General features: G+C 41.7%; 14 protein-coding genes. 9 read left to right on the top strand and 5 right to left on the bottom strand.

Going from position 1 to position 14,008, the window contains the following annotated elements; genetic code table 11:
* Positions 1-429: 429 nt before the first annotated feature.
* Together NTU69_03290 and NTU69_03285 are read left to right on the top strand one after the other, a co-directional pair.
* Positions 430-2,145, top strand: a complete 1,716-nt coding sequence (locus NTU69_03290) for an IS1634 family transposase (protein MCX5802553.1) — start codon at positions 430-432, stop codon at positions 2,143-2,145.
* A gap of 101 nt (positions 2,146-2,246) precedes the next feature.
* Positions 2,247-2,411, top strand: a complete 165-nt coding sequence (locus NTU69_03285) for a hypothetical protein (protein ID MCX5802552.1) — start codon at positions 2,247-2,249, stop codon at positions 2,409-2,411.
* A 101-nt stretch (positions 2,412-2,512) separates the two neighbouring features.
* Here NTU69_03285 and NTU69_03280 read toward each other — a convergent pair whose 3' ends face one another.
* A complete protein-coding gene (locus tag NTU69_03280) occupies positions 2,513-4,630 on the bottom strand; it encodes a FecR family protein (protein MCX5802551.1) in 2,118 nt (705 codons plus the stop codon).
* Between the two features lie 200 nt (positions 4,631-4,830).
* Entirely contained in the window at positions 4,831-6,465 is a 1,635-nt protein-coding gene (locus NTU69_03275) for a cobalamin-dependent protein (protein MCX5802550.1), read from the bottom strand.
* A gap of 53 nt (positions 6,466-6,518) precedes the next feature.
* Here NTU69_03275 and NTU69_03270 point away from each other — a divergent pair, with 53 nt between their 5' ends.
* The 3 genes from NTU69_03270 (at position 6,519) to mtgA (ending at position 8,841) form a co-directional block, all read left to right on the top strand.
* Positions 6,519-7,457: an NUDIX hydrolase gene (locus NTU69_03270; protein MCX5802549.1), complete on the top strand. Its 939-nt coding sequence runs from the start codon at positions 6,519-6,521 to the stop codon at positions 7,455-7,457.
* A 90-nt stretch (positions 7,458-7,547) separates the two neighbouring features.
* Positions 7,548-8,015: a ferritin family protein gene (locus tag NTU69_03265; GenBank protein MCX5802548.1), complete on the top strand. Its 468-nt coding sequence runs from the start codon at positions 7,548-7,550 to the stop codon at positions 8,013-8,015.
* A gap of 94 nt (positions 8,016-8,109) precedes the next feature.
* Positions 8,110-8,841: a monofunctional biosynthetic peptidoglycan transglycosylase gene (mtgA, locus tag NTU69_03260; GenBank protein MCX5802547.1), complete on the top strand. Its 732-nt coding sequence runs from the start codon at positions 8,110-8,112 to the stop codon at positions 8,839-8,841.
* A gap of 110 nt (positions 8,842-8,951) precedes the next feature.
* Here mtgA and NTU69_03255 read toward each other — a convergent pair whose 3' ends face one another.
* On the bottom strand, positions 8,952-9,944 hold the full coding sequence (locus NTU69_03255) for a hypothetical protein (protein ID MCX5802546.1): 993 nt from the start codon (positions 9,942-9,944) through the stop codon (positions 8,952-8,954).
* A gap of 261 nt (positions 9,945-10,205) precedes the next feature.
* On the opposite strand from NTU69_03255, the gene NTU69_03250 reads away from it, so the two are divergent.
* The 4 genes from NTU69_03250 to NTU69_03235 all read left to right on the top strand — a co-directional run bounded on the left by NTU69_03250 (position 10,206) and on the right by NTU69_03235 (position 11,542).
* Positions 10,206-10,514, top strand: a complete 309-nt coding sequence (locus NTU69_03250; GenBank protein ID MCX5802545.1) for an isoamylase early set domain-containing protein — start codon at positions 10,206-10,208, stop codon at positions 10,512-10,514.
* Positions 10,515-10,744: 230 nt separating this feature from the next.
* Entirely contained in the window at positions 10,745-10,924 is a 180-nt protein-coding gene (locus tag NTU69_03245; protein MCX5802544.1) for a hypothetical protein, read from the top strand.
* A 257-nt stretch (positions 10,925-11,181) separates the two neighbouring features.
* Positions 11,182-11,358 (top strand): hypothetical protein, encoded by a 177-nt coding sequence (locus NTU69_03240; protein MCX5802543.1) that lies wholly within the window; start codon positions 11,182-11,184, stop codon positions 11,356-11,358.
* A 16-nt stretch (positions 11,359-11,374) separates the two neighbouring features.
* Complete coding sequence (locus NTU69_03235; protein ID MCX5802542.1) at positions 11,375-11,542, top strand: type II toxin-antitoxin system prevent-host-death family antitoxin; 168 nt, start codon at positions 11,375-11,377, stop codon at positions 11,540-11,542.
* Positions 11,543-11,932: 390 nt separating this feature from the next.
* Here NTU69_03235 and NTU69_03230 read toward each other — a convergent pair whose 3' ends face one another.
* On the bottom strand, positions 11,933-12,862 hold the full coding sequence (locus NTU69_03230; GenBank protein ID MCX5802541.1) for a tyrosine-type recombinase/integrase: 930 nt from the start codon (positions 12,860-12,862) through the stop codon (positions 11,933-11,935).
* A complete protein-coding gene (locus tag NTU69_03225; GenBank protein MCX5802540.1) occupies positions 12,849-13,856 on the bottom strand; it encodes a tyrosine-type recombinase/integrase in 1,008 nt (335 codons plus the stop codon). Before NTU69_03225 ends, NTU69_03230 begins: the two co-directional genes overlap by 14 nt.
* Positions 13,857-14,008: the final 152 nt, after the last annotated feature.

Here is a 14,008-nt window from a genome sequence, read left to right as displayed (position 1 = left end):
CATTACAATTATAGTTGATTATTTTGGTGGGTTTCCACTCTCTTTACATCCCGAGAGCATCGTAATTTCTCTTGTCATTAGTATGGTGATTGGTATCCTGGCTGGTATCTACCCTGCTATTCAGGGAACAAAGTATGAACCTGTGGAAGTGTTATACTAACGTTTCTCTCGTTCTTCTTGTTTATCTGGTTTATTTGGTTCTTAACCAGAAAACTAAAGAAACAAAACAAACTAAAGAAACAGATAAACAGGAGTTTAAGACTTTGAAAGCTCTCAGTGCCAATTTCATAATAGTTTTAAGTCATTAGCTCCGTCGAGCATGTAAGACCCTACTTTATGTCTAACTTACCCGCCATAAAGATGAAGAATTTCAGTGTGATGCTCAGATTTTTCTTGACATATGTAAGACCCTACTATATTATCCTCTTCATGGCGCATCTACATAAGAAAATGAAAAAAGGAAGACCCTACTACTACATCCGTGAGATCGCCAGGGTCGATGGAAAACCAAAGGTCATCAACCAGATCTACCTTGGGAGCATCGACCGTATTATTGAACTGGCTAAAGGGACCACGGAGAGGTGTCTGAGAATCTCTGTTCAGGAATTTGGCGCCCTCTTTCTGGCCAATCTCATGGAAGAGCAGGTGGGGCTTGTTACCCTCATGGATTCGGTCCTTCCCAAAGCAGGGCAGGAGAGGGGACCCTCCATTGGGGAGTATTTTATCTATGCCGCATTTAACCGGATGATCGATTCCTGCTCGAAGAGAGCCCTGCCCGAATGGTTCAAGGCAACAGCTATCCAGCAGATTCGCCGTGTCGATATCCAGGCCCTGACCTCTCAGCGATACTGGGAAAAATGGGATCGGGTAGAGCAGGAGGATATCGAGAAGATCGCCTGGCTTTTTTTCAAGAGGATTGCCGAACTGGAGAAGGTAAAGTCCGATTGTTTCCTTTTTGATACTACCAACTACTACACCTACATGGCCGGAGAGACTCCCTCCGAACTCGCGAAGCGAGGTAAGAACAAAGACGGCAAGGACTGGCTCAGACAGATCGGAGTTGCCCTTCTCGTCACCCGCGATACCCAGATCCCCCTCTTCTACAGAGCCTTCGAAGGGAACCGGCATGATTCCAAGCAGTTTTACAAGATTCTCAATGAGATGGCCTCCGTCATGAGAGAGTTCTCCGGGGAGGATAGAGAACTCACTATCGTCTTCGACAAAGGAATGAATTCCGAGGAGAACATCGCCCTCATTGACTCGCTCCCCAAGATGCATTTCATTACGACCTACTCGCCCCATTATGCAGAGGATTTCATCCGAGTAAAACTCTCGCAGTTCACATCCGTTGATACTCCAAAGAACCGGGAACTTGTGAGGCTTGGCCGAGAGGAGGGCCGCCTTGTGGCCTGGCGCACCTTCGGAAAATATTGGGGGCAGAATAGAACCGTCGTTGTAACCTACAATCCCCGAACCGCCACAAAGCAAAGGCTTACTTTCGAGAAAAAACTCCTCAGCCTTCAGGAGGTGATCCTCGATCTTCGCTCCAAGGTGAGAACCCAGAAGAAACACTGGACCGATGGAGACCGGGTAAAAAAACACTATACGGTTGCCTGCGAGAGGCTTCATCTCCCAAAGGACATCTATGAAATCTCCGTTGAAAAGCACAATCGAAAGTGGCAGCTTATCTTTCGAAAGAACTATTACCGAATCGGCCAGTACATTGAAAAATTCGGCAAAAACATTCTCATTACCGATCACATCGACTGGTCAACAGACGAAATCGTTCGGGCAAGTCTTGACCGTTACATAGTCGAGAAGGCGTTTCGCCAATCAAAGGACAGCGATGTTGTCAGTATTTTCCCCATTCGGCACTGGACAGACAGCAAGATCCGGTGCCATATCCTGAGCTGTGTCGTTGCCCTGACCTACCTTAGGCTCATTGAAATTCGGCTCAATTGTGCTGATTTATCCATAACCGCCGCGACCGCAATGGAGCAAATGCGAAAACTGCATTCTTGCCTCTGTTGGACAGCCTCAAAAAGCAGCGCCGATCGCATTATCGAAGACCCTACTGCAATCCAAGCTCAAATTCTTGCCGCATTTGGCTACAAAGTTGCCGGTGGGGTCTTACAAAAAATCTAATGATAACCTATTGATTTGGTTATGAGTAATCCCTTTTTGACTTTGAGAAGTCTTAAACTCCTGTTAGAGATATTCTAAATGCCATCCAGGGCAAATTTATCATGTCCATCAACGACACGCCTGAAATCAGGGAGATTTACAAGAATTTTACCATCGAAGAGGTCACTACCACATATTCATGTGCGAGCGCAGGCAATAAGGTCAGAGCCACCGAACTCCTGATCATGAATTATCCCCCAAAAAATACCCCAAAAAGTGGGGTTTAAGGGAGGCATTTTCAAACCAAATTTGACATGGTCAAGCACTTTTTGGAAGTGACTTATAACATTTTTCGCCCCTCAGTTATAACATCTCGCTACAATATGACCTATTTTCCCATTCTATTAAAGGGTTGAACACCTCTGCTTGTAACCTGATTTTCTTTGATCAGGGGTGAAATAACCCCTCTGTTTTGTACTGCCTGTGGACCTTCAATTGTGACCTGTCCTTTTGGGGAAATGTTTTTCTTGACTTCTTCGTGCATTGGTTTGCTCTTTATGGTCTGGGTATTGTGGCTGTTATTTGTTGCTGGTATAGTACTTTTACTCTGTGTGTTTCTCTGGGGTAAATCCGCCCTTATTACAGGTTTTAGTTCCTCTGTTGACGAGATACTTTTTCTATTTGATTCCCGGAGCTTTGCCTGTTTTCCCAACTGCTCTGATTCTATATATGGTATGGTTTTTTTGTTCATGGAAGTATTTGTTCTTTTTTCAGGCATTACTTCAAGTCCTGGTTTGTTTTGATATGCTTTCGGAAGATAATTCCCTCTGATGTTTTCCTGGGTGAGTTTCCCCGGTATACTTGTATTACCGGTAAGTTCCTTTTTAGGCACCGTGTTTTTTAAAGATGCTTGCGTTGGCACAATAGGTGGGTCTTTCTTTTTTGATCCCATCCTATAATCGTTGGTCCCTGACTCTACAAATCTCTTTGCTGAAATCCTCTGTGCAGATGGTTCCTGAGCACTTTTCTTGCTGCTTCCAGATGGAATTTCTATCTTTTGCAGGGTTCCCTTTTCAGGGATAGTACCCATTTTAAATGGATCGGCTCCTTTTCTCTCTTCTATTTTTTTAATCGGCTCCATGTTCTTGGGTCTCACAATTTGTGTGGTTACCACGCCCTTTTCCTGTTGAACAGGACGGTTTTTCCTCAATTCCCTGGCCTCTATATTCCGGATTTGCTGGGGTGGTAATTTATTCGGAGGGATTTCTTTAATTAAAGGCATGACTGTTGTTTTTTCCGGTTTTATTTGCGGAGCTCCAGTGATTATCTTTTGTTTCAGAAATAGGTTTTCCTTCATTTCCACCTTTACAGGTATACCTTTTATGAAGGTATCGCGGTGTACGGTAGTGACGGCATTATTCACATAGACATTGTTATAAACATTTTTTATTACTGTTTTATGGATACTTGCCTTTGTTATATTCACGCTGTAAGGCCCGTAGTAGCCATGGCCGTAATATATCTCTCTTGGGGCAAGGGGAACCCACGATACGTGAGTTGGTGTGTATGTCCAGCCGACATAGCCTGGACCCCAGTAAACGAAACCTCTCGAAGGAGGTACCCAGCACCAGCCTATGGAATTAATATGTGCCCATCGGCCATAGTGATAGGGTACCCATCCCCACGGTTCGTATGATACCCATACATAGTGGCCCCGCATCCATACCCAACGGCCAACCCTGTAAGGAGACCATTGGTTAACAACGATTACCGTTGGTGTCCAGGCGTAGCCGTATTCGTTTGTATATACCCATTTTCCGTTTCGATCGAGGTCGTTAGAGTAGACCTTAAGTCCATCTGGCAGATAATCCTGGCTATAAGTACGTATTGGTTCATAAAATTCCCTGTCCCTTTGCCTGTTCCATTGTTCCCATTTATCAGACGGCGCAAGTTTTGCAAGTATCGGATAAGCTGCATTTTTTTGAAGTGCAAGTCTTTCGCCGGTGCTGATTTTCATCTGTCCATTATTAAGTTCTGCATATATTTCTCCTTTAAGAACCGAGACCTCGGTATCACCATAATCGGATACATCAACCTTAAAAATAGACTTTTTGTAGCCTTGCAGGGATGAATTGGGTGTATCTATGATAAAGAGGTTACCATCTGGACCCCTGTAATTTACATAGGCATGTCCTTTACCAAGGTAAAACTGAGAGATATTTTTTCCCCCAGGGAGTATCTCGAGAAAGGAATTTCTATCGAGTCTCAAAAGACTTCCGTCTCTAAGTTGTAGTTCAGCCCTCCCGTCCTCAGGAACCCAGACCCTGTCCCCTTCTTGAAGGGGTGTGTTAATGGCAGCAGGAACCCAATCCGAGGTATCCTCTGTTTTAATCTGTACATCACCGTCGATATAACGCAGATATATATCGCCAAGATTTGCTGAGTAAGCATGGGATGAGACAAGAAAAATGGTTACCACAAAAATCAGGGTTTTAAAAGTCTTCATCTTTACGCCCCCTTTTAACCTTATGTGTGACTGATAGTTTTAGAGCAAATGCTGTGCCAATAATTGTAGTTTATAAATTATTGATATTATTATGTTTATAATTTTTTAAAAATGATTTTTCAGGCAAAAATGTCGAAAAAGGCTGATTGTTGCGACAATAGCGTCGAAGGACAACCCTAAATCCCCTAAGCTTTATAATTTCAATTGACTTTTAAAGAATTCATTGTTTTGAAGCCTCTAATGAGAGAGCCTTTTGCCCTTTTAAAGAACAATTTAACTAAATTGTTATCTTGAGGTTCATCATAGAAGTCTTTTCTCTTGAGGTCATAGCATGTAAACCTTTTTTTCAGGAGAAGGGTTGTAAGGATACGTTTGTCATAAGCGTTTTTTTCTGTGAACGGTAGTCCCAAAAGGTCACTAAGTTTTTTCAGATTAGCTTCTTTGTCCAGAATGTGTTTTACGAGATTGATGAATCTGACCAATTTTATAAATGTGTATATGGTATCTCTGGGGAGAAGCGGATTCACCGACATCATACAGCTGGACCTCATTGCCTTGATATGTTTTTCCCAGTTGCCACCCACAGTGTTTTTAAAAATAGGACTGTTTGGGGCAAGATAAAACATGCTTGGACCTAAAAGAAGCCTTTTGCCCATAAGAAAGATTATTGTTTCAAGTATATCTTCTAATTTCTGTTCTGGAAGTCCAATGATGAAGTGGGTTTCTACAAGAAATGGAGAGGATTCAAGATAAGGTAAAAGTTTTAAAAGATTCGCTGGAAAAAGTCTCTTCTGTCTTTGGATGACAGATTCAGATATATCTACCAATGAAAAATTCAGCCTTCTAAATCCTGAGTTAAACATCCTTTCCAGGGTTTTTACATCCAGGCTCTCAGTATAGATCCCGTTCATGGCAGAAAGCGTTATACCTTTTCCTTCAAATAGTTTCAGGACTTGATTAAAAAATTGCACATCGAGGTTCAACATATCATCTTCAAAATCAACGGCTTGTATATTTGCATTAAAACAATCCGATATTTCTTTTTCTATGCTTGTTAGGCTTCTTTTTCTGTATGGTACCTGTGGCTTGCCACAAAAGGCACAGTGAAACGGACAGCCCCTCGAGGTGAGAAAAAATGTATAGTTTTTCCTGTTAATCCGGTAATTTTCGGGATTCAGAAGCCTTCTATCAGGTATCAAGTCAATATTGTTTTCGATATTTATATCTGAAATGTTGAAGCCATCCCCCTTTTTTGAACAAACCCCCTTTATTTTGTAAGCATCTCTTGTGATACCTGATTTTAAAGAAGTTATCAGTTGAAAAAAGGGCGTTTCGCCTTCTCCTCTTATTACGTAATCCACATAAGGACTTTTTAATAGATGATGGGGGAACAGGGTAGGGTGTATGCCACCCATGATTGTAGTAATGTCCTTACTCACCCCCTTGACACATCTGGCTACTTCAATAGCTTCTATAGCGTAGGTGGTAAACAATGATGATATACCAACTACATCGGGTTTCTGCTCCCTTATAGCCTTTTTTATTTCTTCATGGTTACAGCCAAAATGATAAAATCTACTGAAGAATGAAAATGGTGTATAAATGTCTTCTCTGTAGTAATTTTTTAATTCAGGGAAGGGATGATTATGTATCACCTTTGGTTTTTTGTTACTTCTAAAATCTATAATAGAAAGGTCGCATATATCCCTTATTTTTGTTGCAAGATATAAAAGAGAAAGGGGATAGGTTCTGATTGCCGTGTCATAGAAGTCTTCTATGGGGGGCTGAACGAGAAGTACCTTCATCTCAAAGAGTATATAGAAAAAATCAGACAAATTATACGGAAAAGATCATGGTGATGGTTTTATTTGATATGAAGGTCCCGGACATGTTAGAAAAGGGTATGATTGCTATCCCGAAAAGGGCAACTACGGTTATACTTCTCAAAGAACAGTGTCCAAGAGGATTCGAAGTATTTCTTCTCAAACGAAATGAGAAAAGCGCCTTTATGGGGGGAAGCTTTGTTTATCCAGGTGGAGGTGTTGATAAAAACGATAGGAACTCAGAAATCTTTCCCTATTGTAGAGGAATCTCTTTTGATGAAGCCTCAAAGATCCTCGGGGTTTCAATACCCAGAGAGGAAGGTTTTGCTTACTGGATAGCAGGCATTCGGGAACTATTTGAAGAAGCAGGAATCCTTTTTGCTTATAATAGTAATGGGGAGATTATCTCAATTGATAGCCCTGGAGTCCGACATCGATTTCAACATTACAGAGATTTGCTTCTCAAGGGACAGGCGACTCTAATTAATATTGTGAGGGAAGAAAGGCTTATGTTAGCGTTAGACCAGCTTCACCATTATGCACACTGGATTACACCAGTTGCTCGAGCGATCCGGTTTGACACGCATTTCTTCCTTGCCCGGTACCCTGCTGGTCAGGAAGCGGCTTTTGACTATCGGGAGGCAACAGACAGTGTCTGGATAGCTCCAGAGAAAGCGCTGGAAAAGAACGTAGATGGTACTGTAATCTTAAGTCCACCCACATTAAAAACGCTTGAAGAACTGTCACAGTTTCAGACCATTGATGAACTATTAGCCTCATCGCAGGGGAGGGATGTATCAGCCATCCTCCCTATATTGACTGATGTGTCAGGTGAAACGCTCATTATTTTTCCTTGGGACGAGGAGTATGAAAAATTTAAGACAGATGAGGCCATTCGTCATACAAATTATGTTAGACCCTCAGCTTGCCCTGATAAGACTACCCGCCTTATTCTGAAGAAAGGCCGCTGGCTTCCATATATAAAAACAGTGAGCAACGAGTAGCCACTTTATACATTTTGGAAATTTGTGAATGGTGGAGCAGTTGACACTGTTTTTTTCAAAGAATATAATTAAGTAAACAGGAGGATTAGTATGAATGAGAAGAACCTTGCAGAACTAATAGATATTGCAATGGAAAGGGAAGAATCGGCTTATACCTTTTACATGGATATCTATAAAAAGGTCGAGGACGAGGGCGTCAAGGATGCTCTAAAGTTTCTGGCAGAAGAGGAGAAAAGGCATAAGGATTTTCTTATAAATTACAAAAATGGCCATTACGGCCAGGACGCACTACGGTTAAGTGATGTAGTAGATTACAGGATAGCAGAACATTTAGAAGAACCGACTGTTAAGAAGGGCATAGAGCCTAAAGATGTATACCTGGCAGCAGCCCATAGAGAACTTAAATCATATAGTTTTTATATGGCCCTTGCTGAAATCCACCACAAGGGTAGTGTAAAGGAAATGCTCATTAAGATGGCGAATGAGGAATTAAAGCATAAAGAGAAAGTGGAATATTTGTATAGTAATACAGCATTTCCCCAGACAGCTGGGGGTTGACAGATTCGGTTTAAATTGTCCCTCCTTTTGTATTCAAGGGTATAAATTTAGTAAGATTTTTTTATAATGTGAAAGACCCGGGAGAGGGAATGATATGAAAATGATAAAAACCTTTGCTATATTGTTATTTTTCACAGTGCTTGTGGCTGCTGGCTATTATTCAATATTTCCAGATGTGTCCAGGCTTAAGAGAGAAAACCCTAAAAAGACATCCTTTATGGAATACCGGGAGAGGGAATGGAGGGAAAAAGGTAAAAAGATAAATATACAAAAGAAGTGGGTCTCCCTTTCAAACATTTCTCCATATCTGGTGAAGGCAGTTATTATTGGGGAGGATGATAAATTCTGGTCCCATCACGGTTTTGATATTGAGGCAATACAAAAAGCCCTTGAAAAAGACCTTCAAAGGAAGACATTCAAATTTGGAGGGAGTACCATAAGCCAGCAGCTTGTGAAGAACCTTTACCTCTCCCCTTCGAAGAATCCAATACGCAAGTTTAAAGAGGTCATTATAACCTGGAGAATAGAAAGGACCCTCTCAAAAAGGAGGATTCTCGAGCTATACCTCAATGTAGTGGAATGGGGAGAGGGTATATTTGGTGCTGAAGCTGCATCTCTTCATTATTATGGTAAACCTGCTTTAGTCCTTAATCCGGAAGAAGCTGCCATGCTTGCATCGGTGCTCCCGAACCCGATTAGATACAGGGTTGATGGAACATCTCGATATGTGCAGAAGCGCGCTAAAATCATCTATGACATAATGGTGAAAAGAGGTATCGTCATACCCGAATATGAGGATGTGATGAAACAACCAGTATATGAGTGAAGACAGAGCCCGCCAGATAAAAAGAATAGTGCTGTGGAAAATTAATGGTTTAAAAATCCTTCGGACTTAAGGTAACGGTTTTTTCAAGACCGCTTGAGCCCCATACAAGTTTATAGGTTTTCTGAGAATTCTTTCAGCAATTCCATAGCCCTTTGTGTTTCGGAGGTCTGCAGACTGCCAAGTCCGCAACTTGTTGTTATAAGCCATTCTATATTTTTAGCCGGTATATTTATTTCGTTCATGTGTTCTGTAAATGTCTTCCATAGTTTTAAAATATCATCAAGAGAGATATCCAGCACCTTTTCGGAAGAAGGTACTATTCCTGGAGATACCCAGCCACCCTTTCCTAAAAACCCTGTCAGGTCTTCTTTAAAGTAAAATATTGTTTCCATAAAATTATAGGCGTCGTAGTTTATAATGTCTGTATCAACGTTAAACAATAAAGACCAGTCTGTATTTCCACAGCAGTGGATACCTCTTTTTGCCTTGAGACCTCCCAATACCTCATTTAAAAGGGAAATCACATCATCCTTAGAAATGGATACATAGGCTGAGCCAAAAGAAACCAGAGAAGGTTCATCAAAAAATATGATGATACCTTTTGAAGGATATAATGCCTCTATTTCAGATATCATCCATTTTGCCTTCATGTGTAAGGTTTTTTTAACGATGTCAAAGAACGGATAGTTGTATATTATCGGTTTACCTTTTTCATCCTTCAAACCGAGCCCCATACTAAAGGGTCCGGTGAGTTGTCCTTTAATATACTTTACATGATCCTTTATTTCATTAAGTCTTTCCAAAAATCTATAGAAACCGGGTGCCACCCTATTTGAGATGCTGAAGGCCTCTAAATTTTCATTATAAAAATCCTCATAAAACTGTTCTACCCCTTGAGCCTTTTCTGTATCTACGAATACAGTACCCTTTGTTTCATCGATAACAAGGCAGGGCATAGATTCAAGGAATGTGGTATACATGTTTTCGTTGAGAGACCTCTTTGGCAGCTGTGGCCAGAACGGTATTTCCTTACATGTAGAGAATGTTAAATCTATCGCCTCATCTACTTCTGTAAAAGGAAAGCTCCCTATGCCGGTTATCACCAGGCCTTCACCTCAAAAGTTTAATGTGGAGTTGCTTGAGTTCATAATTTTTGGCAATTCTTAACACACTAAATATATCATGTAAAGAAATTTTGTACCCTGATTTTTTTTAACTGGTTTTTCTTGCGAGAAAATTGTCATTGATGATAAACACAGAAAGTCTGGTTTATGATAATTGTTGTTGATATTATCAAACATTGTTTTATAATATTTATATTGGCTTTAAGTGTTAAATATTAAAAAAATATTGAGGAGGTTACTATGAGTATTAAAAAACAATATATTAAAGGCAAAGATTTGTGTAAAGTCACGTTTACTTTGCCTAAAGAGGCGGTTAAATCTGCAAAAAGGATTTATATTGTTGGGGAATTTAATGACTGGAACATATATGCAACACCTATGAAAAAGCAAAAAAACGGGGCATTCACCGTGACCCTTAACCTTGAAAAAGGCAGGGAATATCAGTTTCGGTATTTGATAGATGAGATGGTCTGGGAGAATGATTGGCATGCTGACAGATACGCACCAACCCCTTTTGGTGATTGTGATAATTCGATTGTAGTTGTTTAATTTAGGTAAGATTCGCAGGTTTTGGCGGTTTTCTATCTTTTCTAAGGTAACATAACTTTCCGTTTACCAAAATTGACCAAAAAATATCTTTGGTTTGTGACCAATGTCATTTACTCTGAGTCTGCAAGTACATATAATAATTATATAAGAGGCGTTATGGTGAGAAAAAACACTAAAAATAGTATTTCGCAGAATTACCATGAGAGAACATTTAAAAGGAGGCGAGGAAAATGGTAAAGGAAATAAAATTTTTAGTGACAGGGGAAGTGAGGAGACCCAAAATGGGTGATTGGTTTCTCAGTGCTAAGGGTGTACCTATCTGTGCTGCGCAGGATTTCAATACCAGCCAGTATCCAATATTAAAGATGGAAGTTGTGGAAGACTACGAAAATAGATACATGACAAAATAGCCTGGATAACTGGCAGAGGTCAGGACGTGAAATTTTGATGGATAGAATTTTTGCTCAATATATTTTATGTCATTTATGAATGTAAGGTTTATGATCTAAAATCAGTAGCATTAATTACCTGTTATTTATAAAAAAATATTGTAATATCAAGAAAATAAAAGGTTATTTCTGGTGCATTATACAGCTAAAATAATACTTGACAATTACTATTATAATAGTAATAATAATAGTATATTTCTTTAAAAAGGAGGATATGGATGAGCGCCACAATTATTTTACAAATAATTGGTATTGTTTTTATGTTAGGTGGATTTTTAATGTTGGTTTTTACCCTTAACTATTTTGCTTTTACTGTAGGTATCATTCTAATTTTCGTAGGGCTTGTATTATTGCTTTACTCAATGGAGAAAGTAAAGAAAAGTAAGAAAAGATGATTGTTAAGAAATAACTATGAAATTTGTTACAGTAAGTGAGTTAAGGCTTAAAGCGACACAGGTAGTCGCTAAAATTGCATCCACAAAAGAGGAGGTCATTATAACAAAAAATGGCAAACCTGTGGTGTTGATGCGCTTTATTACGGACGAAGCCTTTGTCCTCAAAGAAAAAGACAGACGGTAGAAAAGTGCGTTGATTTATAATGTGGGCCGTGCAGGATTTGAACCTGCGACCAACTGATTAAGAGTTATATAAGGGAATGTCTGATTGAATATCCCTTAATAGCTGTTGCTTGTCGTTATTACTAAAATCAAGAAAAGGGGGATACTGACTTTGGCGGTATTCCCCTCTTGTTTGACGGTTTCACTTCACATTTACTTCACAGTGAAAAGCATTCTTTCCCCTGAATGGGTGGGGGGTGGAAAATTGCAGGTGATGGGGTGGGGTGTTAAGGCTCATATGGGTGGTGTGTGTGTAAAGACTATTATTATAGACTCTTCCGGAAATTCTGTGGTTAAGGACTTCTTCCTGCTATACGTAACATATCCTGCTTTCTCTCGTAATATTAGTTACTTACACCCTGTTTTCCTTTATCCATTTTTCATCCAATTCAAACTCGTCCTCTCCGCCTGACTGGGTTCTCTGCAGGACCACCTCAATGGCCTTGTAGTAGTCCCTCTGCACTTTGAGATTGGAGACCTTGCAGTAGCGCTGTGTCGTAGTAATCTTGGCATGTCCCAGGAGATCCTGGATAGTGACGAGGTCGGCGTCGGCATTCAAGAGCTGTGTTGCCATCGTGTGTCTTAGGTGGTGGCAGGAGACCGGTATACCACTTTTCTTGGCATAATATTCGATCCTTTTCTGTATCCCTCGGACTGATATCGGCTTCCCTTTCATAGGCCCTTTCTGTACCAGGAACAATCCCTTCGCTTTCAGAGATGATCGTTTCTTCAGGTACGCCTTCAAGGCAGATTGCGTATCTTCACTCGCGTACACAACCCGGTCCTTGCTGCCTTTTCCGTTGGAGACGAAGATCTGCCTACGGTTAAATTCTATCGCATTTGTGGTGAGCCGTGCAACTTCTTCCACGCGGAGTCCGCATCTGAGCATGAGCATGAACATGGCCCGATCCCTTGTGTCCTTGATTTCCTTGAAGAGTGCCACAACCTGCCCGTCTTTCAAATGTCTCGGGAGAGGTTGCGGGACGCGGAGCCGGAAGCCCTTTTTTACCGGGTTTTCCACCTGTACCTTCTCCTCGTCGATAAGGTAGTCAAAGAAGAGACGGATGGTTCCGAGGTGGCAGTTAATCGTCTTCGGCTTTCGTCTCCTTCTCAGAAGGTACTCCGTGTACGCGCTCACATCTGAATGCCTTACCTCTTTCACCGGTCTTTTCAGCCAGTCTGTGAAGAGCGCGAGGACGTTCATGTAATTCCTGACGGTATGATCTGAACAGTTCTTTCTCTTTAAGCACCTCCGGTACCTTAAAAGCTCAGTACTCTCCATTGATCCCTCCCTTCTCTATGACTGCCATGGCCCGGAAGTACTCCTCCTCACGGGTTTTGTCGGTGAGGCGGGCATAGCGCCGGGTCACCTCGACATCGTGATGACCTAAAAGCTGCTGGAGACATTCAAGGCGCATGCCGGCGTTTAAGAGTTCACTGGCAAACGTGTGACGGAGCGAGTGGACTGTATAGCCCTTGTGTTCAAGCCCTGCCTTCTCCAGGTATTTGACGAAGAGGATGCGGGCGGAGCTGTAACACATGCCTTTGTGGCACTGTGTGTAAAAGACAAACTCCTTCTTTAAGTCCCTTTGTACAAGCCAGCTTTTTAAGGCAAAGAGGGCATCATCGCTTAAGTAGACCACCCTCCCCATGCTATTCTTCTCTCCCTCGAAGAGATGAACCTTCCTGTCCCTGATATCGAGGTCGTTCAGCGTAAGGCCAAGCGCCTCACCGATCCTTATACCTGTCCTCAATAGGAGAAGGATAAGGGCACGGTCCCTGGCGTTGTCGATAACGGCAAGAAACTTCTTCACATCAGAAGGGTTTATGGCCCGGGGGAGCGTATCGGGGAGCTTGAGTCTGATCTTCCTCTTAAGGACTGCCTCCCGGATAATGTCCCGCTCTGAGAGGAAGTGTAGAAATGCAACAATGCATGCCAGCTTCGTTTTTACCGTCGTAATCTTCAGGCCCCGGTCTTGCTCGTGTTCGACGAAGGCTTCGAGATCCTCCCGCACGACCTCTTCGAGTCGGCCCCTGCCGGAGGTCTGATAAAAGGTGAGGAAGGACACGATGGACCCGAAGGAGCTTAAGAACGTTGCGGGCTTATGGTTCAGTCGCCACTTGTGGCGCATGTAATCCTCAAGATGTTCCTTGCCCGGCAGTTCTACCCTGCTGAGCCTCTTGAGAATTCCGTCAATAGCGGTCTTTGGAACACCATGCGCTTTCTCGACTTCGCGACTGAACTGCGTACTGACAATCGCCCTTGCCTGGGTCATTCTTCCTCCTGTTTCTCGGGAAAAAGCAGGATAGATAATGACCCTTAGCGGCTCTAAGAATCAACCAATCTTGTTACGTATAGCTTCCTGTACTCTTGTTTTCCAAATTCTGTCCACCAATGCAATACTTCAAACGGTAATTATCTATCGTG

It is taken from the genome of Pseudomonadota bacterium (assembly GCA_026388215.1).
GTDB lineage: Bacteria > Desulfobacterota > Syntrophorhabdia > Syntrophorhabdales > Syntrophorhabdaceae > JAPLKF01.
Note: the sequence above shows the minus strand (reverse complement) of the source record. Positions and strands in the feature narration are given on the sequence as shown.